The sequence below is a fragment of the Rhizobium sp. P2_G2 genome (assembly GCF_056403555.1).
Window position 1 is genome coordinate 1 of record NZ_JBFUFF010000051.1, and the last position, 26,677, is coordinate 26,677.

Sequence of the window (26,677 nt, forward strand, 5' to 3'; positions counted from 1 at the left end):
GCCGTCTACCCCGGGGCATAGTGGAAATACGGCGCCATCCTCGCGCGATCTCCAGCATTCCGTCAAACCCAACGTGAAAACAAAGACATCGAGGGTTTCGAACATCTTCTTCACGGCCGCCAGATGAGCATGCCGATCGGCGTGCATTTCCGCTACGGACGCGAAATTTCCAGGTTGAATGGTTGGTCGAAAGGGATCGCGCACTGAACCGTCTCGATCGATCCACGGCGTTTCCGAAGGCCGGAAGGCATTCTGAACCCTCTCTACCAGTTGCCGTAGCTGCAGTGCGGTGTAAATGTTTCCATAGCGGGCCGAAAATGTGCCGTAGTTATGCTCCGCGCGTATGTTGCTTGGAATCAGGGGATGACCCGGTTCCGCGACATAGTAGTTGAAGCCGTTCTTTCTCAGATGTCGAGCGATATGCTGGGCAAAACAGCTCCCGGCAGTCGCTACAGATGTTGCAGCATTGATTTTCAGGTCAAACCGGCCAATTGGGTCGACATTTTCCATCACGGGTGCAACGACGGAACGTTTCCAAAAGCTCCTGTCTGGCATTGTTCGGTAAGGATGAGCGGTTCCGGCCATGCAAATTCCTCTCTTCCGCAATTCCGTTAAAGCTTTGCCAAGCACCGCAGCATCGAGGCGCCATATCTGAAGTTCGCGTGTGTTGCATCTGAAGCTTGGAATTCTCGCAACAGAAAACCGTTTTCGTCAATCGTCTCTTTGGGCGGCCGGCAAGTATCGACTCCGATTGTTTTCAAATACTCGTCAGTAAGTTTCTGCTCCAAGTTGTAGATCAACAGGCGTTTGAAAGGATCCTCAAACTCTCGAAACGTTGTCTCGGTTTCGGAAATCTTGATATGCTTTCCATCGCCTCCGGAGCTAAATTTAGGTGGAGGAGGGGGGAAATGAACAACGCGGCAGCGCGCCAGCTTCTTTAGTCGAGCAACGGTGGCGTCACGCTGGACAACCTCTCGGATTGTCGCCGTTAACGTCGATAGGGGCAACACTTCTCCCACGCTTGTCTCAAAAAGCTCCGCGTGGCGCGGATCGTAAACGCGATAGGGTTGATCATGGCGAAAAAGTGCAAGTATATTGTGCTTCGTGCCTAGAAATGTGATGGCTAGGAGATCGCTTTCATTTAATTCTCGCACCTCAGCTTCAATCTCGGGAAGAGTCGCGTCACCGAATTTCTCGCCTTTCTTTAGCCACATGACTTTGAAGTCCGGCTGATCGGTGACGTCCAAATCTCCTTGTTTGCTCAACGCTGCTGATAGCATTTGAGAATGACTATTTCCTACAATCAGTATTCTTCGTCGCGCCATCATCAGTCTCAGCTTGCTTGGTTCCCTGTAGTACCATATCTCTCTTCCAACTACACGGCTCCGACGAGCAACCACCTCATCCCATCATATTGCGCTTGATCAGCTCGCGGTTCGCTTCCTCGAGCCGGTCATTCGGCAAAGGCTGCTCGCCGACCCAGGTGGCAAAGCGTTTCATGCCCTCCGCAAGCGTGACCTGCGGAACAACATTCAGTCGCTCTTTTAACCGGCTTATGTCAGCGATATTGTGGCGGATGTCGCCGAGGCGAAATTGGCCGGTCACGCGCGTATTCACCGGAGCATCGAAAGCGCGGCAAAGCACCGCTGCGACTTCGGCGACTGGTGTGCCGATTCCCGATCCGACATTGATGACGCAGTTAGCTGAGACCGATACTTCCAAGGCCGCCGCAAATGCCGCCGCCACGTCTGCGACATGGACAAAGTCCCGGCTTTCGAGCCCGTCCTCAAAGATCGGCAGCTCTATACCACGGCGAATCCGGGTCGAAAATATCGACAAAATCCCGGTATAGGGGTTGTTGAGCGACTGCCCTTCGCCATAGACATTTTGCAGACGCAGGATCGCATAGTCCAGCCCGGCGCTGCTGCAGCCGATGCGAACAAGGTCTTCCTGCATCAGCTTGGTCGCGGCATAGATGGAAGCGGGTGCCGTGGCGTCGTCCTCGCGTGTCGGAACTGCTTTAAGAGCAGCCCCGGTCTTGGCGCTGACAGGGTCCCAACGATGCGCTTTCAACGCTTCCGCGGTTCTCGGCAGGGGGACGACGTGCGCGCCATCGATCGAATCTGCCTCTACATAGGCGCCCTCACCATAGACCGATCGCGAGGATGAGAGCAGCACCCGGCGCACGCTCGGTGCGCGGCCGTTGACGATGAGATGCATGAGACGCGCTGTGCCCTGGACATTCTCATGGCAATAATGATCGATCTCGTACATCGATTGCGCCGTTCCTGTTTCCGAAGACAGGTGAACGACGGTTTCGACGTCCTTGAGTGCGGCTTCCAGGTCACGTTCGCTGGTGACGGAGCCTCGGTGAAACTCGACGCCGGGTGTCGACATCAGCCAATCGAGAGCGCTGCTGGGCAGCGCTCCATGAATTTGCGGCGAGAGCGTGTCGAGAACCCTTACACGATGGCCTCGTTTCGCAAGCAAAGGCGCCAGATGGGATCCGATAAACCCGGCGCCGCCGGTGACCAGCACAGTCTTCATGTCTGAACGGCTTTCACTGCGCCGCTTCGGCCGCTAGATACATATTCCGCTCGGAAATCCAGAGATCCGCATATCCCACATTCTGCCAGTCTTCAAACCACGGTCCACCGTTGGTGTAATGGATTGCGGCTGGCACGTCGTTTCGCAGCGGATATTCGCCTTCAAGAAAATTCCAGTCGAGCGGCAGCGAGCCGACCAGATTGTCGTTGGACAGCCATTGGAAGCGATGCAGGAATGCCGGCGCTGCCGCGTTGACGATTTCAGGCGTCAGCGCCTTGACCTCTGGATGGGCATTGTTGAACAGGATGAACGACGACCAGTTCTTGCGCGGATAGACGGTCTGCTGCTTGCCGTCCATCTTGATCATATTGGCAGGCGTATAGTCGTGCTGCACGACGAAGACCGCCTTGTCGCGGCTGGCATGCTGCAGAACGTCGTAAACGTCGCGCGTGAACAGAAAATCGCAATCGACGAAGATCGACCAGCCGTCGTGTGCGCCCAGATAGGGGGTGAGGAAGCGCGTTATGGAGAATTCCGTCGTCGCGTTGTCCGCACCGCGTGTATAGAGCCCGAGCTCACGCAGGGTGTCCTGCTTCAGCGGATAAATCTCGACCGGCTGGTCGCAATGCCTCAATATCGAATGCCGGCACACCTGCCAGGCGATATCCTCGCGGCTGTCATATCCAACATAAATCTTGAGATGTTCACTCATGCCATCAGTCCCATTTCGCTTCCGGTGCAAACATCATCGGCCGGCACATTCAATGGCCGATGACCGTGATGTCCACCATTGGTGATCGCCGTAGGTTGCATAACGCCATGCGTTCAAATGTCAAAGACGGTGTTGGAAAAAAGCGTCGCGGATCGCAACCTTTTTCCACCGACGTCAGACGACACCTGCCCGCAGACAGTCGTGGATATGCAAGATCCCGATCGGCACCATGTTCTCTTCGACGACGAAAACCATATGAATCTTCTTCTGATTCATCAATGTGACAGCTTCAACGGCAAGCATTGACGGCAGCACGATCGTTGGCGATGGGGTTGCCACCTCTCTCGCGGTTTTGGTCATCAGCCCATCCATGTGCCGACGGAGGTCGCCATCGGTGATGATGCCGGTGAGCTTTTCGTCTTCCACCAGCCCAGCGACGCCGAAGCCCTTACGGGTCATTTCAAGAATAGTGTCGCTCATCGGTTGCTCAGGCGATACAAGCGGCAAGGATTCATCACCTCTCATGATTTGCCTGACAGTCGCCAGACGCGCCCCCAATCGGCCTCCCGGGTGAAAAGCGCGGAAGTGTTCTTCGGCGAATTGCCTCTGCTCCATCAGCGCCACGGCCAAGGCGTCGCCGAGTGCAAGCGTCATGGTCGTGGTTGTCGTCGGCGCCATGCCGATGATGCAAGCTTCGGCGGCCGGGGGTAGAAACAGCTTGTAGTCCGACGCCAGCGCCAACGTGCTCTGACGTCCGCTGGAGATCGCGATCAGGCAGATTTTAAAGCGACGCGTGTGAGCAATGATGTCAGACAATTCCGACGTTTCGCCGGAATTCGATATCAATATACACACGTCCTGCTCGGTAATATTGCCCAAATCGCCATGGCTGGCTTCGGCCGGATGAACGAAAAAGGACGGTGTGCCGGTGGATGACAGCGTTGCCGCAATCTTCCTGGCGATGTGCCCGGACTTGCCTATGCCGGAGAGAATCACGCGACCTTTGAGCGACAGGATGACACGGACCACGGCGTAGAAGTCATCGGGGATGTTTTCCGACAACGTTCTCAGCGCACGCTCTTCCGTCTTTATGACGCGCTTTGCCGTCTCAAGGACGGAGTCTTTGCCGTCGTCATAATCACTATAGTCGTGCGATTGCCCGTCGAGGGCGATGGAGAAACCGACCATTCTGGTTGCCACGTTGTTGCTGGATTGAGGTAACATAAGGATTCCCGCCGCTGGTGCAACAACAATTGGGTCTTTGCACCGGTTTGTCATCTCCAGGTTCGTACCAACGAGCATCTGAAGACCGGATCGCCAAGGCGAAGGGCAAATCATCCACGGTTGCTCATTGTAAGTGCGCGCCACCTGTTCGGGGGCAGTTTCTCAGCACAGAGTTTCGCCAGGAAGACCAGAATCAACCTTCGTTGCCGTCGGAAATGAAGTCTTTCGACATTTTGTCGGAAGACACCTCACCAGCACGAATTTTGCCGAGCCAGCGCGCTTTGATGACATCGTCGATAGCCAGGATCACTTCCTCGGCCGACCATTGCGTCGCCATATCGCGGATCAGGGCTGATATTTTCTGGTCGATGACGTCGTGCAAATCGTCGATGCGGATGGGGCGATCATTGTTCATGGCTTTTCACTCCCGTCTATCTGCTTCCTTTGCCGGGAAACACCGGCTGCGGCTGCAAGTTCCGCTGGCGGCCGTTCGCTTGGCTTCGCGGCGTGGGGCGTCGGAACGTCCCCATGCCGTGCGATTTATGCTGGCATGAAAGACACGGATAACAATACCAGCCGTATCATTGATCCATTTCGTTTTTTCCATCCCACCGCCGCGCCATCTCCGCATGGATCGGCGGACGCCGACGACGGTTAGCCGGCCATCTTGGCGCCATATCTAACTGTCATATAACGTGATCGCAACAGCGGAGGTGGACAGAGCGATGGCGCTGCGTAGGCTCATCTCTTTGTTTATCACGATCTCCATGTTGCAGGTAGCGTCTTCGCCACCCGCGGCGTCGGACCCGGTCATTGCCGAGAAGGACAAGATGTGCCTTTTCGAACGCCCAGCCGCCCCAGGCATGCCGCAGATTTGCATCCGCTCCGCGAGCTATGATGAAGATGTATGTCGCGCCATCGAGCGCTTTGCCGTCGAGCAGAATCTTCCTGCCGAATATTTCGCCCGCCTCATCTGGCGCGAGAGCCTTTTCCGGGCGGATGCTGTCAGTCCCAAGGGCGCGGAAGGGATTGCGCAATTCATGCCTGGGACGGCGAGGCTGCGCGGCCTGGCCAACAGTTTTGACGTCGTGCAGGCGCTGGATGCCTCGTCCCGCTACCTGAACGAACTGCGCACCCGGTTCGGCAATCTTGGCTTCGCCGCCGCCGCCTATAATGCCGGCGAAGATGGATTGAGCAATTTTCTCGTCAAAAATCGGCTGCCGATCGAGACACGCGACTATGTCTTTGCCGTCACGGGGCATGCGGTCGAGACCTGGCGGGACGATCCCCCGAAGACCGCAGCAGCGTCTCTCGATCCGGCGCTGACCTTCCTCGACGGCTGCATTCAACTGGCGGTGAAGCGGCGCCTGCGCGAGCCGGTCCTTATCCAGTCCGCGGATTGGGCGCCGTGGGGCGTTCAGCTGTCGGCGAATTTCGATCCGAACATTGCCGGCCGTATCTTCCTGCAGAAGATCGCGACGCTGCCGGAGCCGCTCAACGGCGAGCGCGCGCTCATCGTGGTGCAAAGGCCGCGTCCGATCGGCATGCGCCCGAAATATGCAGCGAGAATCGGCCGGGCAACACGAAAGGAGGCCAATGATCTCTGCGATGCCATCCTGAGGAAAGGCGTCGCCTGCGCAGTGGTTAAGAACTAGCAGGTCTCCAGTCAGCGCCGGGATGGAACAATCCCTTGACGTAATCCTTATGACCGGCAGCAGCTTTCGCCATCGAATTTCCGCAGGCGAACAGGAATCCGCCAATAGGCACGGAATACCCGCGTGTAACGAGGCCGAGCCAACGGGAAATGCCATGTTCATGCAAAGCAAAGCAAAAGCGATCGGATTTCATCCGGCGCATAAGGTGAGCCGGAATTTTCCGGTGGAATATTACATTCTGGCGGGCCTGGAATTTCGGGGCGCCATTGTCGGCTACCTTTCCGACCGGCCCATCCGAGAAATTGCCATCGACGCGGAGGGGCTGCGCTATCGCTTTGTCGGCATCGCGCTGCGCGACGTCAACGGTCGCTACGACGTCTTCTCCCTTGAACATGGCGAATGGATCGTCGAGCCGGGCTTGGTCTATGTCGTGGATTCGGAAGATGGAAAACCTGCAAGGCGGTCAGATCAGCGTCGGGCGACATTCTGAATGTGAACGCAGTTAGCGGCAAAGACCGCTCGACTTGGATTGCAAGAACCGATCGACAGCCGTTGATCGTCTGTCTGCTGCTTTCGACCGTCACTCCGATATCATTCGCCAAAGCGGCGTCATAAGCGCATCCCCACCTCATAGACGGACGCAGGCGCAGTTCGGGTTTTCCAAAGTGACGGCGAAACCGCACAGCCGGCTATCATTTTTTTCCGCCTCCGGCATGTTTCGCTCCAGCTTCGGGCAGGGAACAAATCTTAAGACTTTCTTAACTACCGCCGGACTAGCTTGTTTACTCAAAATTAACCGAGATGACGAAGTGCTTACAGACGCCCGCTCCATCCGTATCAAGGGTCGCTCCTTCCTGGCCGTTGTCCTGTCGCCGGAACTTCCCTTCGAGGATTGGCTGGTGCAGCTCGACGATCTCGCCAGGCGCTCTGCGGGCTTCTTTCTCGAGCGTCCGGTCGTGCTCGACGTCACGGACCTTGATATCGACCGTAAGAAGCTGAAGGCGCTGATCGACGAGCTTGTGAAGCGCAATGTCCGTGTCATGGGCCTCGAAGGTGCGCGGCCGTCCTGGCTCGGACCGGGCATGCCGCCGGCGATGCGCGGCGGCAAGCCGGCTTCGGATTTCGAGATCACGCCGAGCGAGCCAGCTGCGGATGCAGCGCCAGCCACAGAGACCGCAGTCGAGCAGCCGAAGCCTGAAATCGAAGTGGCGCAGCTTCCGGCGGTCAGGATAGACGCGCCGATCGAGCGGGCTCAGCCGCAATCCATGGTGATCCGCGAGCCTGTGCGGTCCGGCCAGTCGGTGATCTTTCCGGAAGGCGACGTGACCGTGATCGGTTCGGTGGCATCGGGGGCGGAAATCATCGCCGGCGGTTCGGTGCATATCTATGGCACCCTGCGGGGCCGCGCGCTTGCCGGCACGCTCGGCAATGCCTCGGCGCGCATCTTCTGCCGCAAGCTCGAAGCCGAGTTGCTGGCGATCGACGGAATTTACACGACCGCGGACGAGATGTCCCCGGATCTTCTTGGCCAGGCGGTGCATCTCTGGCTCGATGGCGACGCGATTCGCGCGCAGAAACTGACTTGAAATGAATTCAAACGAAGGAGAGCGATCGATGGGGCAAGTCATCGTAGTGACGTCGGGCAAAGGCGGGGTTGGCAAGACGACCACCACAGCGGCGCTGGGAGCAGCGCTGGCGCTAGGGGGAAAGAAAGTCGTCGTCGTCGATTTCGATGTCGGCCTGCGCAATCTCGATCTTGTCATGGGTGCCGAGCGGCGGGTCGTCTACGATCTGGTCAACGTTATCCAGGGTGATGCCAAGCTGCCGCAGGCGCTGATCCGCGACAAGCGGCTGGAAACGCTCTTCCTCCTGCCGGCGTCGCAGACCCGCGACAAGGACGCGCTCACCCAGGAAGGCGTCGATTGGGTGATGAACGAGCTCAAGCGCTTTTTCGACTGGATCATTTGCGACAGCCCGGCGGGCATCGAGCGCGGTGCCACGCTGGCCATGCGCCATGCCGATCTTGCCGTAGTCGTGACCAACCCGGAAGTCTCGTCCGTGCGCGACTCCGATCGCATCATCGGCCTGCTCGACGCCAAGACGCTGAAGGCCGAGCAGGGCGAGCGGGTAGAGAAATACCTGCTCCTCACACGCTACGATCCGATTCGCGCCGAGCGTGGCGATATGTTGAAGGTCGATGACGTGCTGGAGATCCTGTCGATCCCCTTGATCGGCATCGTGCCGGAAAGCACCGATGTGCTGCGCGCTTCCAATCTCGGCGCGCCAGTGACCTTGGCCGATGGCCGCTGCGCACCTGCGCTTGCCTATTTTGATGCCGCACGCCGCCTATCCGGCGAAAACATCCCGATCGTCATTCCCGGCGAAAAGAAGGGGCTGTTCGGCAAGATTTTTGGTCGGAGGGCTGCATGAACATACTGAATATCTTCACTCGGCAGCGGTCTGCGCCCATGGCGCGCGAGCGGCTGCAGGTGCTTCTTGCCCATGAGCGCTCGTCGGCCGGCCAGTCCGACCTGGTGGCGCTGCTGCGCGAGGAAATCCTGGCAGTGATCGCCAAGCATGTGCAGATCGACACCGACAAGGTGCAAGTCAAGCTTGACCGCGACACCAATGTCTCGATGCTCGAAATCGACGTCGAAATCCCGAAGGATGCCATGGTTCACGCGGCCTGAGGACTTGTTTTCTGCATGTGTTTGTCCCGAAGCCGGGAACCACTGTCGGACGACATGCAATGAAGTTTAGGACGGGGACGGGGCGGGCTTGGCTTGGGAGACCGGCTAAGCCCGTTTCATTTTCGCCTTATGTTCAACGGCGGCGATAGAGAAAATAGCGATCGACCGGCACGGTCGAGGGCACGGGAAGGGCGATCAGATCCGGATGGTCGAGCGGCAGGCCGCTGACTGCAAACCCACCCGAGCGGGTGACGCCCGCCATCACCTGCGGCAGCCAGGTGAGCGTGATCGCATCGAGATCGTCGTGACCGGTGCCGATATCGGCATGCGCCAGCGCGGCGCCTGTACCGAGATAGGCGGCCGAGGTTTCCCTGATCTCGCCAAGCACGAGATTGTTCATCTCTGGCGTCGAGGCGGCAAAGGAACGGGCCTCGCGATCGAAGGCGACGATCCGATGTCCGCCGAACAATTCGCGCAGATGATCATAGGTGCGACCGTTGCCGAGGCCGAATTCCAGGATCGGCCCCTCGCTGGCCGCCACTTCGTCACGGATGGCGTTGAGGATATCGCGCTGGGCCGAAAGGCGGCGGATGAAACTGTCGAGGCGGCTCATGAGCGCATGATTCTTTCTGCTGCTGCGGTGAGCTTTTGATTACACAGGCCAGGCGCGGAAGTCGACCCGCGCTGGACAGGCTGTCCCCGCTCTGCCAGAAGGCAAAACTGTCGACATTCCGAGGTGGCAGAGTGACCCGCGCTCCCCGTATCTTCCGCAGCCGGCCTGCCCGTCGGTTTCTCGAAACCCGCGCCGGCCGCAACTGGCTGATCCGCAATATCGGCGATCACGTCCGGACGATGACCGTCGACCTCGGCGACCATGTCATCACCTTCTCGCCTGCCGACTACATTGGCCGCAGCGTCTTCGTCAAAGGCCATTTCGACCGCGACCATGCCGAGCGCCTGGTCGACCTGATGCGGGCGCGAGGCATGCCGATGGAGGGCAAGGTGCTGCTCGAACTCGGCGGCAATATCGGCACCCATACGGTCTATTTCGGCCTGACGGGCGCCTTCGATCGCATCCTGACCGTCGAACCCGATCCGCGCAATTTTCCGCTGCTGCTGACCAACATCGCCCAGAACGGCTTTTCGGATAAGGTGACTGCCGTTGCCTGTGCGGCTGGCGAAGCGGCTGGCGAGATCGATTTTTACCTCCACCCGACCAATCATGGCCGCAGCGCCATCAGGCCCAGCCCGGATCACCAGAAGATCAGCGTTCCGGTCAAACCGGTGTGGCAGATTCTCGCAGAAGAAGGCGTTTCTGCCAAGGAAATCGGTCTCGTCTGGATGGATATCGAAGGTTACGAGCCCGTCGCCATCCGCGGCATGCGCGAGCTGCTCGCCCTGCGGGTCCCGATCTATACGGAATTCTCACCGGAATTTTACGGTGCAGAACAAGCGGCCGCCTTCGTTGCGCAACTGGCGGAATTCTACGAGGATTGCATTACGTTCTTCGAGGATGTGCCGACGCCGTGCAAGGTGCGGGATATCCCTATCGGCGATCAACAGCTCGACGTGCTGTTGCTGCCCTAAGCTGAATATTTGCGCGGCGCTTTGCAGCGTCATCGCATCGTCCGCCGCAATGTGGTAAAAGCACTGCATGGCCGATGCGAGCACCAACACATTCTTCGCCGACGTCCCGGACTTCACCGCCTTCGAAGGGGTGACGGACACTGCCAACTATCGCCCTTTGCCGGATGACTGGGCGCTGGTGACCGGCGATATCGTCAACTCGACGGGTGCGATCGCTGCCGGCAATTACAAGCAGGTCAACATGTCCGGCGCCAGCATCATTTCCGCTGTGCTCAACGCTCTCGACCATGCAGACCTACCCTTTGTCTTCGGCGGCGACGGCGCGCTGGTGGCGATCCCGCCAGCTGGCATCGACAAGGCGCGGGCCGAAGTTGCCGCCGTGCGCACTTGGGTGACCGAGGAAATGGGCCTGGGAATGCGTGCGGCGATCGTGCCGCTGAGGGATATCCGCGCCGCCGGCTTCGATATCATGGTCGCGCGCCTCAGAGTCAGCGAATTCGCCGCCTTCGCCATGTTCGCTGGCGGTGGGGCGGCCTGGGCGGAATCGCAGATGAAGCAGGGCCGCTATCTGGTCGAGCCTGCACCGCCAGGCGCCCGGCCGGACCTGACAGGCCTCTCCTGCCGCTGGGCGCCGATCCCGTCAAGACACGGAGAGATCGTCTCGATCATTGCCGTACCTGGCGAGAAGAGCGATCAGGCAGCCTTTTCTGCATTGATCGCCGATCTCGTCACGATCGTCGCCATGCAGGATCGCGGCGGCCATCCAATTCCCCAGGACGGCCCGCCACAGGCAAAACTGACAACCAAGGCACTTGACTGGGAGGCGCGTGCTTCATCGCCGAGAGACCGGCGCTTCAAGCAGAAGGCCTGGATCCTTTCCCAATATTATCTCGGCCAGTTCCTCGACCGCTTCAACATCAAGCTCGGCGATTTCGAGCCCAAGCGCTACAAGCGCGATGTCGCCGCCAACAGCGATTTCCGCAAGTTCGACGACGGCCTCAAGATGACGGTCGACGTCAATCGCGAAAACTATGCCAAGATCGAGGCGCGGCTCGCCGAAGCCGCCAAAGCGGGTATCTGCCGTTACGGATTGCACAGCCAAGATGCGGCGCTGATGACCTGTTTCGTGCTGACGCCGATGCGGCGCGACCACATGCATTTCATCGACGGCGCCGCCGGTGGCTACGCCTTGGCCGCGACCCATATCAAGGGCAAGGCGGCGCCAAAGGTCGCTGCCATCACGTCGTGACCGTCAAGCCTTGACGACAGCGCCCTGGATGCCGCGCCGGCCGAAGGCATTGCGGGTGTCCACGACCAGCGCCGACCATCGGCCAAGTGCCGCATAATCGACCGCATCGTGGTCCGTAGAGATCAATACAGCATCGAAACCGCGGACGGTTTCTTCCATCAGCGGCACGGATGCCCGGCCGGCCAGATGGCTATACTCCCGTGTCGGCGGCACCATCGCGACATGCGGATCATGATAGGCGGCAGAGCCGCCGCGCGCTTCGATGAGTTCGATCAGTTTCAGCGATGGGCTCTCGCGGATATCCGGGACATTCTTCTTGTAGGCGAGCCCGATCACCAGCACTTTCGATCGGCTGAGTGCCTTGCCGGACCGGACGTCCAGCGCTTCGGCAAGTCGGTCGACCACATGTCGCGGCATAGCCGAATTGATCTCGCCGGCCAGTTCGATAAACCGGGTTGGTAGCTCGTATTCGCGCGATTTCCAGGTGAGGTAGAACGGATCGATCGGGATGCAATGGCCGCCGAGACCCGGTCCTGGATAGAAGGGCATATAGCCGAACGGCTTGGTCTTGGCAGCGTCGACCACTTCCCAGATGTCGATGCCCATCGCCTCGTAGACGACCTTGAGTTCGTTGACGAGCGCGATATTGACGGCGCGAAAAATGTTTTCCGTCAGCTTCACAGCTTCCGCCGTCGCCGTCGAGGAAACCGGCACTACAGTCTTGACGACAGCCGAGTAGAACGCCGTCATCAGCGCCGACGCCTCCGGCCCATCGCCGGCGACGATCTTCGGAATGCTCGATGTCTCGAAATCGCGGTTGCCCGGATCTTCCCGCTCCGGCGAAAAGCCGAGGAAGAAATCCGTGCCGCATTTCAGTCCGGTCCGTTCGAGGATCGGCCGCACCACGTCGTCGGTCGTGCCGGGATAGGTGGTCGATTCCAGCACGACGAGCTGGCCGCGTCGCAATGCCGCGCCGATCGATTCGCTAGTCTTGACGACGAAGCTGAGGTCCGGATCGCGATGCCGGGTCAGCGGCGTCGGCACGCAGATGACGATGATGTCGCAGGCACCAAGCTGGGCGAAATCCGTCGTGGCGGTGAACCGTCCGCCCTCGGTCTCCCGCATCAGCGCAGCGTCGGACACCGCCTCGATATAGGACTGGCCGGCCTCGATCCTGACGATCTTGCCGGGATCGATGTCGAAACCGGTAACCTTGAAGCCGGCGCGTGCGATGGCGATCGCCAGCGGCAGGCCGACATAGCCGAGGCCGATGACGCCGGCGCGTGCCGTGCGGGCGGAAATGCTGTCGAGAAGGGTCTTGTGGGCGGGATCGGCTGTCAATGGCTTGGCCTTCGGAGTTCGGGCGGAATTGCCGCCTTGATGTCAGGCTGGCATTCATTCCGTCAATATGAAGCTTTGAGAAACTTTACATTTGCAAATCTGGCGCTGCAGCAAACTCGTACTATATTGTAGCTGGTTCGACGCAAAATATGCGCGGAGAGGCGGTGTCCGGTCGCGTCGCATCTGAAGTGGCCGGTTATCAGAAAGACCAGAGAATAGATGTTACTTCCCCGGATCAATGTCTCGGAAACGCTGATCGACCGTGTGTCGACCTGGCTTCAGCAATCTGCCCTCAAGGGCGAAAGTCTGGAGACCCTGGTTCAGGGCCTCTGCGAACGCTTGGCGGCATCCGGCATTCCGCTGATTCGCGTCCACCTGAGCTTCTCGATGCTGCATCCGCTCTATGATGCGCTGGGATTCACCTGGATTCGCGGCCAAGGCGTCAGCGTCGAAGGGTTCCGTGCCAATTCCAGCGAGGAAAACACCAGCCGGTTCCTCAAAAGCCCGTATTTCTATCTGCTCAGCCACAATCTCCAGCATCTGCGGCGCCGCATCGATGTGCTGACGCCGTCGGAATTCAGCATTTTCGACGACCTCAAGGAGATGGGTGCGACCGATTATCTCGCCTTTGTCGAATCCTTCGGCGAAGGCACGACCCGCGGCATGATCGGCTCGTGGTCGACAGATGCGCTCGGCGGCTTCAACGACGATGTGATCGGCGCGCTGCTGAAGATACAGAACGATCTTGCCGTCGCGGCCAAGATGGCCGTGCTGTCGAAACTGGCAGACAACATGGTCACCACCTATCTCGGCGGCAATGCGGGAAAACGCGTGCTCTCGGGCCAGGTACGTCGCGGCGACGGCGAGACGATCCGCGCCGCACTGGTCATGGCCGACATGCGCCAATCGACCATGCTGGCCGAGAAGTCGGGACGGCAGATCTATATCGACACGCTCAACGAGTTCTTCGACGCGATTGCGGCACCCTTCAACCGCAATGGCGGCGAGATCCTGAGCTTCATGGGCGACGGCTTCCTCGCCGTCTATCCCTGCGGCCGGCACCGTGAGCCCTCGCAAGTCGCCACCCGCGCGGCCATGGCGGCCGTGCGCCAGGCCTCGGCACGGATCGCCGAGATGAACGAGGCACGCACCCGCAACGCGCTCGGCGAAATCCGCTTCGGCATCGGCCTGCATGTCGGCAATGTCATGTTCGGCAATGTCGGGCTCAAGGACCGCCTTACCTTCTCCGCCTTTGGCGGCGCCGTCAACGAAGTGGCGCGCCTGCAGGGACTGACCAAGACCTTCAACCACCCGGTCATTGCCAGCCAGGCCTTTGCCACCTATTGCGGCGGCGATTGGGTCACGCTAGGGGAAAAGAAGCTGCGTGGCGTCGAGGAGAAGGTGACCGTGCTGATTCCGGGTGAGAGCAATATGACCATGACCAGTGTCGAGGCGGCGGAAAGCGACGGTCTCGATGTCCGCTCCGAGGCGGAGCATGTCATGCTTCTTTACCGCAATTCCCGCGAGCAGAATACTGAGAAGGCCGGTGGGAATATGCTGCAATGACGCGTGAGTTTGCCGCGGCAGCACTTCTTGTCGCCATGTTGCCAGCCGAGCCGGCCCTTGCCGATTCCTGGGATACCAAGCTCTATGACGGCTTTGAAGGCGCGGATTTCTCGCCTGACGGTGGTCTTTACTATAAGGAAACGAGCGAGCAGCGCGCCGGTACCGTCGAATTTCAGAAGGATGTCGCCTTTTCCGGCAAGGGTGCGCTGAAGCTGACCATCCGGCCGCATTGCGGCGTCACTCCGGACGGCTGCAGCGAGCGGGCGGAAATCTGGGAAAAGCCTTCCCTGCGCGTCCCTTATGACAAGGCCGTCTGGTATGGATTTGCCGTCAAATTCGCCGATCCGATCCCCCAGGACGACCACCGCTACCTGATCGCCCAGTGGAAGCGCGAGATCGATCCCGGCGCGCCCGGCGATTTCAGCCCGTACCTTGCTTTGCGGATGAAGAACGGCAAGCTCTTCGTCACCATCGAGACCAATTTCCACGCACCGGTCGCCGCCGGTCAGAAAGGGACGCCGGCCCAATGCGGGGCAGGGCTGACACCCGTCTGGATGCGGCCGGATACCAACCAGATGCGGGCGCTCGTCGCCGCGGATGACAATTGGGTGCCGGAAGACGGTGCCCTCTTCAGTGCTTGCACCGACAAGATCTCCGTTATCGATCGTGGTAATCCGCTGCCGAGCCCGGCTTCCGGCTGGATCGATTTCGCCATCATGACCAAGCCAGGTCCGCATGGCGACGGTCGCGTCGAAATCTTCGCCAACGGCAAATGGGTGAAGACGATCAAGGGGCATATCGGCCACGATGACCCGCCGCTTGGCCCCAACCAGTATTTCAAGTTCGGCCCCTACCGTGCCGCGGGAACGACGGAATGGTCGCTCTACTATGACGATTTCCGTCGCAGCGCCGACTGTCGCGACGTGCTGGGCGATGCGGCGGCCTGTGCATTGGTCGACACATCGGATTGATCGGACTTCCATATTCCCTGACCAGTGTCATTTTGGCGTGATCCTTCAAAGTTAGACGCCTGGGGCGTGGACAGGCTGCCGCGCGTGCGCTAGCGTTTAGCCGGGACGTCAAAAATGAAAAAACAGGGGAAGCCTTTGGGCGCCATTCCGGAAACGGATCTGTTGAGGATCGAGAACCTCAGCATCGCTTTTTCGCTGCTCGGTGGCCAGATCCAGGCCGTCAAGCGGGCGGACCTGCGCGTGCTGCCTGGCAAAGTCACGGCGCTTGTGGGCGAGTCCGGTTCCGGCAAGTCGGTGATCAGCCAGGCCGTGATGGGCATCCTGCCGCGGATTGCGACCGCCAATGGCCGGATCCTGTTCAACGATGTCACTTCGAAAGAAGGTCCAGTCGACCTGCTCCAACTGAAGCGCGACGGGCCGGAAATCCGGGCTCTGCGCGGCAGCCGCATGGGCATGATCTTCCAGGAGCCGATGACCTCGCTGTCGCCGCTGCACACGATAGGCAACCAGATTTCCGAAGTGCTGGCGATCCATGCCAACTATGACAAGGCCGAGCGGCGCGCCCGCACCGAAGAGATGCTGGCCATGGTCGGCTTTCCCAAGCCGTCGCGCGGCTTCGACATGTATCCGTTCGAGCTTTCGGGCGGCATGCGTCAGCGCGCCATGATCGCCATGGCGCTGATCTGCCGGCCGGCGCTGCTGATCGCCGACGAGCCGACCACGGCGCTCGACGTCACGATCCAGGCGCAAATCCTGCGATTGCTTCGCGACCTGCAGGGCCAGCTCAACATGGCGATGCTGCTGATCACGCACGATCTCGGCGTCGTCGCCAATGTCGCCGACGAGGTCGTGGTCATCTACCACGGCGAGATCATGGAAGCCGGCACAGTCAGCGACATCTTCCGCAAACCCGAACATCCCTATCTCAAGGGCTTGATGAAGGCCGTGCCGCATTTCGACATGCAGCCGGGAGAGCGGCTGAAGGCATTGCGCGACGTTCCCGTCAATGTCGGCACGCTGCTGGAAAAGCAGCGCATCAAGCCGCGCACCGATACGGACGTGCTGCTGGAGGTCCGCGACATCGTCAAGGCCTTCAAGATCCGCAAATCGAGTTGGTTCAAGAAGGACAGCGGGCCGCCGGTGAGGGCTGTCAACCATGTCAGCTTCGACGTCCGGCGTGGCGAATGTCTCGGTCTGGTTGGCGAGAGCGGTTGCGGCAAGACCACGCTCAGCAAGATCCTGATGCGCGCCTTCAAGCCGGATTCCGGCTCCGTCAAGTTCCATGGCACCGATGGCACGATCGACCTCCTGTCAGCGGAAGGCCGCGAGCTCGACATGCTGCGGGCAAAGGTCCAGATGGTCTTCCAGGACCCGGTTTCGTCGCTGTCGCCACGCATGACGATCCAGAACATCGTTGCCGAACCGCTGGAAATCCACGGCCGCGGCGATGCCAGGTCGCGCAGGGCGAAGGTCTCGGCGCTGATCCAGGCCGTGGGGCTCGGCGATCGTTATCTCAACCGCTATCCGCATGGTCTCTCCGGTGGTCAGCGGCAGCGCATCGGCATCGCCCGCGCGCTCGCGCTCGGGCCGGAACTGATGCTGCTCGATGAGCCGGTGTCGGCGCTCGATGTGTCGGTCCAGGCGCAGATTCTCAACCTGCTCAAGGACTTGCAGTCGGAACTCGGTCTCACCTATCTCTTCATTTCCCACAATCTCGCCGTGGTCGACTATATGGCCGACCGTATTGCCGTCATGTGTGCCGGCCGGATTGTCGAGATCGCGCCGCGCCACGCGCTGATGCAGTCGCCGGTCCATCCCTATACCAAGGCACTGCTCGCCGCCGTCCCATTTCCGGATCTGGACCGGCCGCTCGATTTCTCGATACTCAACACCAAGGGCGCAGCCGACAAGCGTGCCTGGAGCCCGGCATTCCGCGACGAGGACGGGGAGGAGGACGTACTGGCCCCGGCCGATCTCGGTGACGGCCATCTGGTGCTTGCCCGCAAGGCGGTGGATATGCGGGAGCTGCAGTCGTGATCAAGCGCCGTACCGTGCTCGGCATGCTCGCCTCGACATTTGTGCCCGGATTGGCCCGGGCAGCGCTGCGCGAGCCGGACTACTTCAAAGACGACATTGCAGGCGGGCGCCTGCCACCGCTCGATAAACGCCTGCCGCAGGTTCCGCGCATTATCGACCTGGCCTCGCTTGGACGTAAACCGGGCCAGTATGGCGGCTCGATCCGCACGATTATCGGCGGCCAGAAGGATATCCGCCTGATGACGATCAGCGGCTATGCCAGGCTCGTCGGCTTCGATGAAAAGCTTAACCTGCATGCGGACATTCTCGAAAGCTTCGAAACGGTCGAGGACCGCATTTTTACCTTCCACATTCGCCCAGGCCACCGCTGGTCGGACGGCAGCTATCTGACCGCCGAGGATTTCCGCTACTGCTGGCAGGACGTCATTCTCAACAAGGAGATTCGCAAGGGTGGTCTGCCGCGCGAGCTGCTCGTGGACCAGAAGCCGCCGCGCTTCGAGGTGATCAGCACCTACACCGTCCGCTATAGCTGGGATGCGCCCAATCCGGATTTCCTGCCACGGCTGGCCGCACCCCAGCCGCTCGCCATCGTCATGCCGGCGGCCTATCTCAAGCAGTTCCACAAGAGCTACCAGGACCCTTTCCGCCTCTCGGCGCTGATGAAGGAATACAGCGCCCGCAAATGGACGGAGCTGCATGTGAAAATGTCGCGCAGCTATCGGCCCGAAAATCCGGATCTGCCGACGCTCGATCCCTGGCGCAACACCACCGCGCCGCCGGCGGAACAATTCGTCTTCGTGCGCAATCCCTATTTCCACCGCGTCGACGAGAACGGCCTGCAATTGCCCTATGTCGATGAGGTCATTCTGAACACGTCCTCGTCGGAGATCATCAGTGCCAAGACCGGCGCCGGCGAGAGCGATTTGCAATACACCGGCATCGATTTTAGCGATTACGCCTTCCTCAAGGACGCCGAGAAGCGCTTTCCGGTCAAGGTCTCGCTATGGAAGAAGACGCAAGGCTCGCGCGTCAACCTGCTGCCGAACCTGAACTTTGGTGATCCGGCCTGGCGTACGCTGCTGCGCGATGTCCGCTTCCGTCGAGCGCTGTCGCTTGCCATCGACCGCACGGAGATCAACAAGGCGGTGTTCTACGGTCTGGTCAAGGACAGTGCCGACTCCATCCTGCCCGAGAGCCCGCTCTACAAGCCGGAATACAGCAAGGCCTGGGCTGCCCACGATCCGGCGCAGGCAAACAAGCTGCTCGATGAACTCGGCCTCGACAAGCGCGACGATGACGGTATCCGCTTGCTATCCGATGGTCGCATCCTGCAGATCGTCGTCGAGACCGCAGGCGAGAGCACGCTGGAAACCGATGTGCTGGAGCTGATCACCGATCATTGGCTGCAGGTCGGCATAAAGCTCTTCATCCGCACGTCGCAGCGCGACATTTTCCGCAGCCGGGCGATGGGCGGCACGATCATGATGACCATGTGGTCGGGGCTGGACAATGGCGTACCGACTGCGGACATGAATCCGGGCGAGCTCGCGCCGACCGCCGACGATCAGCTGCAATGGCCTGTCTGGGGCATGCATTACATGTCCAACGGTATGAAGGGCGTGGCTCCGGAGCTTCCGGAAGCGCAGCAACTGGTGGATCTGCTCCAGGCCTGGCGGCATACCCATGACAAGGCCGAGCGCGAGCCGATCTGGTCGAAAATGCTCGAAATCTACACGCAGCAGGTGTTTTCGATCGGTATCGTCAACGCCACGCACCAGCCGATCCTCCGGTCGTCGCGGCTGCGCAACGTTCCGGACCAGGCCTTGTTCGGCTTCGATCCGACCTGTTATCTGGGTGTCTACATGCCTGATGCATTCTGGTACGGCGAGGGGGACGCACGTGCTTAGATATATCCTCTGGCGCATCCTGGTGATGATCCCGACGCTTGTCATCATTTCGGCGCTGGTCTTCACCATCATCGAATTGCCGCCTGGCGATTATTTCGAAAGCTATGTCGCCGACCTGCAGGCCCAGGGCGAAACCGTCGACATGCAGGAGATCAACGACCTCAAGGCCGAATACGGCTTCGACAAGCCCGAGGTCGTGCGTTATTTCTACTGGGTCGCCGGCATGCTGCATGGCGATTTCGGCTATTCCTTCGAATATCAGCTCCCCGTCAGCAAGGTGGTCGGCGATCGGCTGTGGCTCACCGTGATGGTGTCCTTCTTCACTATCATCTTCACCTGGCTGCTGGCCTTTCCGATCGGCATCTATTCGGCGACGCACCAATATAGCTGGACAGACTATGGGTTGACCTTCATGGGCCTGCTCGGCATCGCCATTCCAAATTTCATGTTTGCGTTGATCCTCATGTATTTCGCCAATATCTGGTTCGGCACCTCGATCGGCCATCTCATGGACCAGAAATATCTGGCCGAGCCGATGAGTTGGGACAAAGCGAAATCGATCCTCGCCCATCTCTGGATTCCGGTGCTGATCGTCGGCACCGGCGGCACCGCCAGCATGATCCGCCGCCTGCGCGCCAACCTGCTCGACGAACTGCAGAAGCAATATGTCGTCACCGCTCGCGCCAAAGGCCTGCATCCTTTCAAGACCCTGGTCAAATATCCGCTGCGCATGTCGTTGAATTTCTTCATCTCCGATATCGGCTCCATCCTCCCGGCGATCATCTCCGGCGCCGAAATCACCGCAATCGTGCTCTCGCTTGAGACGACCGGTCCCATGTTGATCAAGGCTCTGCAGAGCCAGGACATGTACCTGGCCGGCTCATTCCTGATGTTCCTGGCCTTCCTGACGGTGATCGGCGTTCTGATTTCCGATATTGCGCTGGCGCTCCTGGATCCGCGTATCCGGCTGCAGGGCGGGAGCACCAAATGAGTTCATCCTTGCCGGCTTCGGGCGCTCCTCTCCCGCACTATGTCTCCACCGCACCTTTCGACCCGCATTCGGTCGAGGTGATGACGGACGAGCAGAATCGTATCTATCGCGCCTCGCAGCTGAAGCTTACCTGGTGGAAATTCAAATCGCACAAGCTGGCGGTTGTCTCCGGCATCTTCCTGGCGCTGCTTTACACGATGATCGTCATCGTCGAATTGCTTGCACCCTACAATCTGCATACCCGCAACGTCGATTTCATCTATGCGCCGCCGCAGCGGGTGCATTTCTTCGACAAGGGCGTGTTTGTCGGCCCCTACGTCTACGGCCGCAAAATGACGCTGGACATGGACAATCTCCGGCGGGTCTATGCCGATACAGCCGAGGTCCAGCCGCTGCGCTTCTTCTGCCATGGCGACAAATACAGGTTCTGGGGTCTTGTCGAGGGTGATTTCCATCTCGTTTGTCCGACCAAGGGTGGCCAGCTTTTCCTGCTCGGCAGCGACCGGCTGGGCCGTGACGTGCTGTCGCGTATCCTTTACGGCGCCCGCATTTCGCTGACCATCGGCATTATCGGTATTCTGATCAGCTTTTCTCTCGGCATTGTGATCGGCGGATTGGCCGGCTATCACGGTGGCGTCTTCGATTTGATCGTACAACGCATTATCGAAGTGCTGCAGTCGATCCCCAGCATCCCGCTCTGGATGGCGCTGGCGGCGATCATGCCGGTCACATGGAGCCCGATGCTGATCTATCTCGGAATAACAGCCATCCTGGGCCTCCTGGACTGGACGGGGCTGGCCCGCGCCGTGCGCTCGAAGCTGCTGGCGTTGCGCGAGGAGGACTATGTGCTCGCCGCGCAGCTGATGGGCGCAAAGGCGCCGCGCATCATCGGCCGGCACCTGATTCCCGGCTTCATGTCGCATCTGATCGCCTCGGCGACGATGACGGTTCCCGGCATGATCCTCGGCGAAACCGCATTGAGCTTCCTTGGGTTAGGCCTTAGGCCGCCGATCACCAGCTGGGGCATCCTGCTGACCGAGGCGCGTAGCGTCAGTGTCATCGCTTTTTATCCCTGGCTGCTGTTCCCGATCATTCCAGTCATCCTGGTCATCCTGGCCTTCAACTTCCTCGGCGACGGCCTCCGCGATGCCGCCGATCCCTACAAGTGAACAGGTGAGTGACATGCAGAAGAGACGTCACAATCAATTCCGAAGCCTGCATTCCGCTGTGAGGTGCGCGTAATGATGCGTCGTTTTGAAGATGCCCGTATCCTCATGTACAGCCATGATACGTTCGGCCTTGGCCACCTGCGCCGATGCCGCACCATTGCCCATTCGCTGGTCGAGGATTTTCGCGGGCTGAGCGTGCTGATCATTTCCGGCGCCACCATTGCCGGCGCTTTCGACTACCGCGCCCGCGTCGACTTCGTGAAGATCCCGTCGGTGATTAAGCTGCGCAACGGCGAATATGAATCGATGGAGCGGCACCGTCCGCTCGACGACACGCTGAAGATGCGCCGTTCGATCATCCGCCACACCGCTGAGACGTTCGAGCCCGACATTTTCATCGTCGACAAGGAGCCCATGGGGCTCAACGGCGAAGTCGAAGAAACGCTCACCTATTTGAAAACACGTGGCACGACTTTGATCCTTGGCCTGCGCGAGGTCATGGATTCGCCGCATCTGCTCGACGCCGAATGGCAGCGCAAGAGCGTCATGCCGAAGATCAGCCAGTATTACGACAATGTCTGGGTCTACGGACCGCCGGATTTCTACGATCCGCTTATCGGCCTTGAAGTGCCGGAGCCGGTGCGCAACAAGATGAACTTCGTCGGCTTCCTGCAGCGTTCCGTGCCGAGCGAAGCCCTCACGGATCATCGCCCCAAGGAGGACTATATCCTCGTCACCACCGGTGGCGGCGGCGACGGCGCCGATCTTGTCAACGACGTCATGCGCGCCTACCAGCACGATTCGTCGCTGCAGCATAAGGCGCTGGTTGTGCTCGGCCCGTATATGCCGATGAAGAAGCGCCGCAAGCTGATGCGCCGCGCCGAACAGATTCCCAGCCTGGAAGTGATCGAATTTGATAACCGCATGGAGGAACTCGTTGCCGGCGCCAAGGCCGTCGTCGCCATGGGCGGCTACAACACCTATTGCGAAATCCTTTCCTTCGACAAGCCGGCACTGATCGTGCCGCGCGTGCAGCCACGCGAGGAACAGTTGATCCGCGCCCAGCGCGCCCTCGAACTCGGGCTGATCGACATGCTGTTGCCGGATGAGGCCGAGGATCCCCAACGCATGTCGGCCGCACTGAAGGCGCTGCTTGAGCGGCCCGCTCCGTCGCAGAGTGCTCCGGAAGCGATCCGGCTCGAAGGCTTGCCGCATATTTCGCAGATCGTCGGCCGGCTGCTGGAGCGGCGCGAGCCGGGCTTCCTGTCCGTCGTCAAGGGGTGATTTGGACAATGGCCAGTCGCAAGATCGTCGTGGTGCTCAAGGGTTATCCGCGCCTGTCGGAGACGTTCATCGCCCAGGAACTCCTGGGTCTTGAGCGGGCTGGTTTCGAATTGGAGCTCGTTGCGCTCCGCCGCCCGACCGACAAAAAACGCCACCCGGTGCATGACGAGATCAAAGCCCCGGTCCGCTACCTGCCCGAATATCTGCACGAAGAGCCGGGCAGGGTGCTCTCGGCACTTGTCAAATGCCTGCTGAAGCCTGGCTTCTGGCGTGCCCTGCCGGCCTTTGCGGGCGATTTATGGCGCGATCGGACCCGCAACCGCATCCGCCGCTTCGGCCAGGCAGCCGTGCTTGCCGCCGAATGGCCCGAGGGCGGCGCCTGGCTGCATGCGCATTTCATCCATACGCCGGCCTCGGTGGCTGCCTATGCGAGCGTGATCACCGGCATCCCCTGGACATGCTCGGCCCATGCCAAGGATATCTGGACTTCGCCCGCCTGGGAGCTGGAAGGCAAGCTCTCCAGAACTCGCTGGACAGTGACCTGCACCTGTTCCGGCTTCGAGCATCTCAATCGCCTCGCTGGCCAACGCTCGCATGTGCATCTGAGCTATCATGGTCTCGATCTCGCCCGTTTCGGCCCATTCGACGGTGGCCGATCGTTGCGGGACGGCAGCAGCAGCGACGATCCTGTCCGCATCCTGTCCGTCGGACGTGCCGTCGAGAAGAAGGGCTATGACGTTCTGTTGAAGGCGCTTGGCCGCCTGCCGGCCGATCTGCATTGGCGCTTCGAGCATATCGGCGACGGTGAACACATCAAACGGCTGAAGGCCCTGGCTGCCGAACTCGGCATCGAGGACAGGATCGACTGGCGCGGCGCGCTCGACCAGAAGGATGTGCTGGCGGGCTATCGCCTAGCCGATATTTTCGCGCTCGCCTGCCGCATCACCGAGGACGGCGACCGTGATGGCCTGCCGAACGTGCTTGTCGAAGCGTCGAGCCAGGGGCTGATGTCGATCTCGACCAATATTTCCGGCGTGCCTGAGCTTTTGGTCGACGGCGAAAATGGCCTCATGGTCCCGCCGGAAAATCCCGAGGCGCTGGCCAAGGCGCTGGAGACCGCGATCCGCGACGCAAGCTACCGCCATCGCCTGGGGCAGGCGGCAGAGAGGCGGGTCCGCTCCGATTTCGATTTCCACGCCAGCATCGGCCAGCTGAAATCGCTGTTCGAAATGGAATGGCAGAAGAGTTGATGACCAATACCCGAAAACTCCGCGTCTTCTTCTATGTCCAGCACCTGCTCGGCATAGGCCATCTGGCCCGCGCCAGCCGGATTGCCCGCGCCTTGGCTGCCGATGGCTACGAGGTCACCGTCGTGACCGGTGGAGCCCCGGTCGCGGGCTTTCCCGGGCCGGAAGTGACCCATGTCACCCTGCCGGCGATCGTCTCCGGCGATGCCGGTTTTTCAGGTCTTACCGACAGTTCCGGCAAACCGGTGGATGAGGCTTTCATGGAGGCGCGGCGGGCCGAGCTCATCGCCGCATTCCATGCGGCAAAACCCGATATCGTCATCATCGAAGCCTTTCCTTTCGGCCGTCGCCAGGTGCGTTTCGAACTGATCCCGCTGCTCGAAGAAATTTCCGCCATGCCGGAAAGGCCGCTTGTGCTGACCTCGCTGCGCGACATCCTGCAGGAACGCACCAAGCCGGGCCGCGACGAGGAGAGCGTGGCACTTGTGTCGCGCTATTTCGACTATGTGCTTGTCCACGGCGACCCGAATTTCGCCCGCCTGGAGGATACATTCCGGCTGGCGGATGAAATTGCCGGAAAGGTCATCTATACCGGTCTTGTCGCTGCGCCACCGCCCGCACCAGGCACGGAAGTCTTCGACATCGTCGTTTCTGCCGGTGGCGGTGCCGTCGGCAACGGGCTTATCCGTGCGGCTCTCGCCGCCATCAGTGCGTTGCCGCCGGATCTCTCCTGGTGCGTCATCACTGGTCCCAATCTGCCGCAGGCCGATTTCGATGCCATCACGGCCGACGCCGCAGCCAATGTTCGTATTTTCCGCTTCCGCCAGGATTTTCCCAGCCTGCTCACCGCTGCGCGGCTGTCGGTGTCGCAGGCCGGCTACAACACGGTCTGCGATATCCTTCGCGCCGGATGCCACGGCCTGCTCATCCCCTTCGTCGCCGGCGGCGAAACGGAGCAGACGGTGCGTGCGGAGCGCCTGGAAAAGCTCGGGCTGGCGACGGTGCTGACCGAAGCGGCGCTATCGGCGGAGACGATGACATCAGCCATCGAAAATGCGTTGGCCGGGCCACGTCCGTCCGGCCACGGCCTGGATTTGGAGGGCGCGCGGCGAACGGCGGAGATTTTGCGGCAATTGGCGGCGGCCCGGCGGATTGCCGCGTGATTTCAAGCCGGCCAGCCGCCGTCACGAAAGCCTAAACCGCCCCGATCAGCATGAACCGCGTATATTTCTTCATCGGCAGAGAACCGGCAAACGCGACCTCTGCAAGTTTCGCCTGGTCGACGAAGGCGTCCAGTGATTCGACGCAGTTGATATGCGTCGGTTCGCTGAAATAATTGTTCGACTGCAGCAGCACCCGGGTCCCCGTTGGCAGCAGCGAGAGCCAGGCCGGCAGGTCCGCGATGTGCTCACAACTGGTGTTGATGACGAGATCGGCGCCGAGTTCGGCATAGGGCAGGGCATACATATCAGCCGTCACCGCGCGAAACCGATCCTTCCATGCAGCGTTGAGCACTTCCGCGACGTTACCAACCTTCGGATCGATGTCAAAACTGTCGATGGCTGCAGTGTCGAAGCGCGGATCATCGAAGAACATCGCGGCCAACACGCCATACCAGCCGCCCATGATGGCGATGCGGTTGAATTTGCCGCCGAGGGTTTCATAAAGCGCCTGCCGGGCCCATATCTTGCATTGGACCTGCTTGTGATTGAAGGCATTGGCGAGATCGGCATCGGGGTATTTTGCGATCACGCCGGCCATGCCCGTCATCAGCGGGCTCGCGGTATAGGCGGCGATGCCGCGCAGGAGGTCAAAGGCATAATCATGCCAATCGGTTGCGGTGATGTCGTCGGAATGGATGGTGTTCATCATGGCGCTGTTGTAGGCTGGAGCTTTGGGGAGTGCAACATGCAGCCGATGCAGACTGACGATGATCAGACGGCGGTTCCGGACGATGATATTCCGCATCTCGGCGGCGTCGGCGCGACGCTTCGCCAGGTGTTCGCCGCCCATTTCCTGCGGGACTGCCCGCATGTGCTGGAAATCGGCGGTCACATCCGCCCGATCACCTCCTATCTCACGCATCATCCGTTGTCGGTCACCTCGGTCGATCCCAAGACCAAGGCCTATGAGGCGGAAGTGCTCCACGGCGCACCCTGCCGCGTTCGCCATATCCCTCGCAAATTCCAGGAAATTCGCTATGATTATGCCGTGAGAAGTTACGGACTGGTGCTGCTCGGCTATTCGCTGARACCCTTCGGGCCGCACGATCCGTTGGGAGATTTGCTGTTTTCACTGATCGATAGTGCCAAAGTCGTCGTAATAGATTATGCGCCGGCGCTGGACAGGGGTGCTTCGCAGGTGCCGGTCATCGTCAATCGTCCCTCCGTCAGGGTTCGGATGACAGCGGACCTCCGCCTGCATGACCCGGAAATCGCCGAGACACCCTATGCAGACCGGCGCTTTTATGTTCTCGATCCGGTTGCCATGTCGTAAGAGC

At 60.2% G+C, this 26,677-nt stretch carries 26 protein-coding genes; 17 read left to right on the forward strand and 9 right to left on the reverse strand.

Annotated features, from left to right (window positions below; translation table 11 throughout):
* The 6 genes from AC1D06_RS26850 to AC1D06_RS26875 form a co-directional block, all read right to left on the reverse strand.
* Positions 1–585: GSCFA domain-containing protein (locus AC1D06_RS26850; protein WP_477988837.1), on the reverse strand; the 585-nt coding region annotated here is incomplete at its 3' end.
* A 26-nt stretch (positions 586–611) separates the two neighbouring features.
* Entirely contained in the window at positions 612–1,280 is a 669-nt protein-coding gene (locus tag AC1D06_RS26855) for a hypothetical protein (protein WP_477988839.1), read from the reverse strand.
* 121 nt (positions 1,281–1,401) lie between these two features.
* Complete coding sequence (locus tag AC1D06_RS26860) at positions 1,402–2,547, reverse strand: NAD-dependent epimerase/dehydratase family protein (protein WP_477988841.1); 1,146 nt, start codon at positions 2,545–2,547, stop codon at positions 1,402–1,404.
* Between the two features lie 13 nt (positions 2,548–2,560).
* Complete coding sequence (locus tag AC1D06_RS26865; protein ID WP_477988842.1) at positions 2,561–3,259, reverse strand: glycosyltransferase; 699 nt, start codon at positions 3,257–3,259, stop codon at positions 2,561–2,563.
* A gap of 174 nt (positions 3,260–3,433) precedes the next feature.
* Positions 3,434–4,447 (reverse strand): KpsF/GutQ family sugar-phosphate isomerase, encoded by a 1,014-nt coding sequence (locus tag AC1D06_RS26870; protein WP_477988844.1) that lies wholly within the window; start codon positions 4,445–4,447, stop codon positions 3,434–3,436.
* Between the two features lie 229 nt (positions 4,448–4,676).
* Complete coding sequence (locus tag AC1D06_RS26875; RefSeq protein ID WP_477877481.1) at positions 4,677–4,898, reverse strand: hypothetical protein; 222 nt, start codon at positions 4,896–4,898, stop codon at positions 4,677–4,679.
* Between the two features lie 310 nt (positions 4,899–5,208).
* On the opposite strand from AC1D06_RS26875, the gene AC1D06_RS26880 reads away from it, so the two are divergent.
* The 5 genes from AC1D06_RS26880 (at position 5,209) to minE (ending at position 8,828) form a co-directional block, all read left to right on the forward strand.
* A complete protein-coding gene (locus tag AC1D06_RS26880) occupies positions 5,209–6,138 on the forward strand; it encodes a lytic transglycosylase domain-containing protein (protein ID WP_477877482.1) in 930 nt (309 codons plus the stop codon).
* Positions 6,139–6,187: 49 nt separating this feature from the next.
* Complete coding sequence (locus AC1D06_RS26885) at positions 6,188–6,628, forward strand: hypothetical protein (RefSeq protein ID WP_477988846.1); 441 nt, start codon at positions 6,188–6,190, stop codon at positions 6,626–6,628.
* Positions 6,629–6,947: 319 nt separating this feature from the next.
* Positions 6,948–7,724 (forward strand): septum site-determining protein MinC, encoded by a 777-nt coding sequence (minC, locus tag AC1D06_RS26890; RefSeq protein WP_477988848.1) that lies wholly within the window; start codon positions 6,948–6,950, stop codon positions 7,722–7,724.
* A gap of 28 nt (positions 7,725–7,752) precedes the next feature.
* On the forward strand, positions 7,753–8,568 hold the full coding sequence (gene minD / locus AC1D06_RS26895) for a septum site-determining protein MinD (protein WP_477877484.1): 816 nt from the start codon (positions 7,753–7,755) through the stop codon (positions 8,566–8,568).
* Positions 8,565–8,828: a cell division topological specificity factor MinE gene (minE, locus tag AC1D06_RS26900; RefSeq protein WP_477988849.1), complete on the forward strand. Its 264-nt coding sequence runs from the start codon at positions 8,565–8,567 to the stop codon at positions 8,826–8,828. The genes minD and minE overlap by 4 nt, the downstream gene beginning before the upstream one ends.
* Before the next feature lie 133 nt (positions 8,829–8,961).
* On the opposite strand, the gene AC1D06_RS26905 is transcribed toward minE, so the two are convergent.
* A complete protein-coding gene (locus AC1D06_RS26905) occupies positions 8,962–9,441 on the reverse strand; it encodes a class I SAM-dependent methyltransferase (protein ID WP_477877486.1) in 480 nt (159 codons plus the stop codon).
* Positions 9,442–9,572: 131 nt separating this feature from the next.
* Here AC1D06_RS26905 and AC1D06_RS26910 point away from each other — a divergent pair, with 131 nt between their 5' ends.
* Positions 9,573–10,415 (forward strand): FkbM family methyltransferase, encoded by an 843-nt coding sequence (locus AC1D06_RS26910; protein WP_477988851.1) that lies wholly within the window; start codon positions 9,573–9,575, stop codon positions 10,413–10,415.
* Between the two features lie 67 nt (positions 10,416–10,482).
* The gene (locus AC1D06_RS26915) at positions 10,483–11,664 is read left to right on the forward strand and encodes a DUF3095 domain-containing protein (RefSeq protein ID WP_477988852.1); all 1,182 of its coding nucleotides are present in this window, start codon (positions 10,483–10,485) and stop codon (positions 11,662–11,664) included.
* 3 nt (positions 11,665–11,667) lie between these two features.
* On the opposite strand, the gene AC1D06_RS26920 is transcribed toward AC1D06_RS26915, so the two are convergent.
* The gene (locus AC1D06_RS26920) at positions 11,668–13,005 is read right to left on the reverse strand and encodes a nucleotide sugar dehydrogenase (protein WP_477988853.1); all 1,338 of its coding nucleotides are present in this window, start codon (positions 13,003–13,005) and stop codon (positions 11,668–11,670) included.
* A 219-nt stretch (positions 13,006–13,224) separates the two neighbouring features.
* Here AC1D06_RS26920 and AC1D06_RS26925 point away from each other — a divergent pair, with 219 nt between their 5' ends.
* The 9 genes from AC1D06_RS26925 (at position 13,225) to AC1D06_RS26965 (ending at position 25,340) form a co-directional block, all read left to right on the forward strand.
* A complete protein-coding gene (locus tag AC1D06_RS26925; RefSeq protein ID WP_477877490.1) occupies positions 13,225–14,571 on the forward strand; it encodes an adenylate/guanylate cyclase domain-containing protein in 1,347 nt (448 codons plus the stop codon).
* The gene (locus tag AC1D06_RS26930; RefSeq protein WP_477988854.1) at positions 14,568–15,542 is read left to right on the forward strand and encodes a polysaccharide lyase family 20 protein; all 975 of its coding nucleotides are present in this window, start codon (positions 14,568–14,570) and stop codon (positions 15,540–15,542) included. The genes AC1D06_RS26925 and AC1D06_RS26930 overlap by 4 nt, the downstream gene beginning before the upstream one ends.
* Before the next feature lie 114 nt (positions 15,543–15,656).
* The gene (locus AC1D06_RS26935) at positions 15,657–17,579 is read left to right on the forward strand and encodes an ABC transporter ATP-binding protein (protein WP_477988855.1); all 1,923 of its coding nucleotides are present in this window, start codon (positions 15,657–15,659) and stop codon (positions 17,577–17,579) included.
* Positions 17,576–19,486, forward strand: coding sequence for an ABC transporter substrate-binding protein (locus AC1D06_RS26940; protein WP_477988857.1), 1,911 nt, complete (start codon positions 17,576–17,578; stop codon positions 19,484–19,486). The genes AC1D06_RS26935 and AC1D06_RS26940 overlap by 4 nt, the downstream gene beginning before the upstream one ends.
* Positions 19,479–20,477 (forward strand): ABC transporter permease, encoded by a 999-nt coding sequence (locus tag AC1D06_RS26945; RefSeq protein ID WP_477877494.1) that lies wholly within the window; start codon positions 19,479–19,481, stop codon positions 20,475–20,477. The genes AC1D06_RS26940 and AC1D06_RS26945 overlap by 8 nt, the downstream gene beginning before the upstream one ends.
* Entirely contained in the window at positions 20,474–21,646 is a 1,173-nt protein-coding gene (locus AC1D06_RS26950) for an ABC transporter permease (RefSeq protein WP_477877495.1), read from the forward strand. Before AC1D06_RS26945 ends, AC1D06_RS26950 begins: the two co-directional genes overlap by 4 nt.
* 72 nt (positions 21,647–21,718) lie before the next feature.
* Positions 21,719–22,930, forward strand: a complete 1,212-nt coding sequence (locus AC1D06_RS26955; protein WP_477877496.1) for a glycosyltransferase family protein — start codon at positions 21,719–21,721, stop codon at positions 22,928–22,930.
* Between the two features lie 8 nt (positions 22,931–22,938).
* Positions 22,939–24,180 carry a glycosyltransferase family 4 protein gene (locus AC1D06_RS26960; protein WP_477988858.1) on the forward strand — a complete coding sequence of 414 codons (1,242 nt, stop codon included), beginning with the start codon at positions 22,939–22,941 and terminating at the stop codon, positions 24,178–24,180.
* The gene (locus AC1D06_RS26965; protein WP_477988860.1) at positions 24,180–25,340 is read left to right on the forward strand and encodes a glycosyltransferase family protein; all 1,161 of its coding nucleotides are present in this window, start codon (positions 24,180–24,182) and stop codon (positions 25,338–25,340) included. Before AC1D06_RS26960 ends, AC1D06_RS26965 begins: the two co-directional genes overlap by 1 nt.
* Positions 25,341–25,371: 31 nt before the next feature.
* Here the strand turns inward: AC1D06_RS26965 and AC1D06_RS26970 are convergent, their stop codons facing one another.
* Positions 25,372–26,049 carry a class I SAM-dependent methyltransferase gene (locus tag AC1D06_RS26970; protein ID WP_477988861.1) on the reverse strand — a complete coding sequence of 226 codons (678 nt, stop codon included), beginning with the start codon at positions 26,047–26,049 and terminating at the stop codon, positions 25,372–25,374.
* Between the two features lie 36 nt (positions 26,050–26,085).
* Between AC1D06_RS26970 and AC1D06_RS26975 the strand changes: the two genes are divergently transcribed.
* Positions 26,086–26,673, forward strand: a complete 588-nt coding sequence (locus AC1D06_RS26975; RefSeq protein WP_477988862.1) for a hypothetical protein — start codon at positions 26,086–26,088, stop codon at positions 26,671–26,673.
* The last annotated feature ends 4 nt before the right edge of the window (positions 26,674–26,677 follow it).

Bases quoted from the DNA above. Each gene is read 5' to 3' on its own strand.
- AC1D06_RS26855 (WP_477988839.1), bottom strand. From the start codon at position 1,280: ATGCTATCAGCAGCGTTGAGCAAACAAGGAGATTTGGACGTCACCGAT.
- AC1D06_RS26860 (WP_477988841.1), bottom strand. From the start codon at position 2,547: ATGAAGACTGTGCTGGTCACCGGCGGCGCCGGGTTTATCGGATCCCAT.
- AC1D06_RS26865 (WP_477988842.1), bottom strand. From the start codon at position 3,259: ATGAGTGAACATCTCAAGATTTATGTTGGATATGACAGCCGCGAGGAT.
- AC1D06_RS26870 (WP_477988844.1), bottom strand. From the start codon at position 4,447: ATGGTCGGTTTCTCCATCGCCCTCGACGGGCAATCGCACGACTATAGT.
- AC1D06_RS26875 (WP_477877481.1), bottom strand. From the start codon at position 4,898: ATGAACAATGATCGCCCCATCCGCATCGACGATTTGCACGACGTCATC.
- AC1D06_RS26880 (WP_477877482.1), top strand. From the start codon at position 5,209: ATGGCGCTGCGTAGGCTCATCTCTTTGTTTATCACGATCTCCATGTTG.
- AC1D06_RS26885 (WP_477988846.1), top strand. From the start codon at position 6,188: ATGACCGGCAGCAGCTTTCGCCATCGAATTTCCGCAGGCGAACAGGAA.
- minD (WP_477877484.1), top strand. From the start codon at position 7,753: ATGGGGCAAGTCATCGTAGTGACGTCGGGCAAAGGCGGGGTTGGCAAG.
- minE (WP_477988849.1), top strand. From the start codon at position 8,565: ATGAACATACTGAATATCTTCACTCGGCAGCGGTCTGCGCCCATGGCG.
- AC1D06_RS26905 (WP_477877486.1), bottom strand. From the start codon at position 9,441: ATGAGCCGCCTCGACAGTTTCATCCGCCGCCTTTCGGCCCAGCGCGAT.
- AC1D06_RS26915 (WP_477988852.1), top strand. From the start codon at position 10,483: ATGGCCGATGCGAGCACCAACACATTCTTCGCCGACGTCCCGGACTTC.
- AC1D06_RS26925 (WP_477877490.1), top strand. From the start codon at position 13,225: ATGTTACTTCCCCGGATCAATGTCTCGGAAACGCTGATCGACCGTGTG.
- AC1D06_RS26930 (WP_477988854.1), top strand. From the start codon at position 14,568: ATGACGCGTGAGTTTGCCGCGGCAGCACTTCTTGTCGCCATGTTGCCA.
- AC1D06_RS26935 (WP_477988855.1), top strand. From the start codon at position 15,657: ATGAAAAAACAGGGGAAGCCTTTGGGCGCCATTCCGGAAACGGATCTG.
- AC1D06_RS26950 (WP_477877495.1), top strand. From the start codon at position 20,474: ATGAGTTCATCCTTGCCGGCTTCGGGCGCTCCTCTCCCGCACTATGTC.
- AC1D06_RS26955 (WP_477877496.1), top strand. From the start codon at position 21,719: ATGATGCGTCGTTTTGAAGATGCCCGTATCCTCATGTACAGCCATGAT.
- AC1D06_RS26960 (WP_477988858.1), top strand. From the start codon at position 22,939: ATGGCCAGTCGCAAGATCGTCGTGGTGCTCAAGGGTTATCCGCGCCTG.
- AC1D06_RS26965 (WP_477988860.1), top strand. From the start codon at position 24,180: ATGACCAATACCCGAAAACTCCGCGTCTTCTTCTATGTCCAGCACCTG.
- AC1D06_RS26970 (WP_477988861.1), bottom strand. From the start codon at position 26,049: ATGATGAACACCATCCATTCCGACGACATCACCGCAACCGATTGGCAT.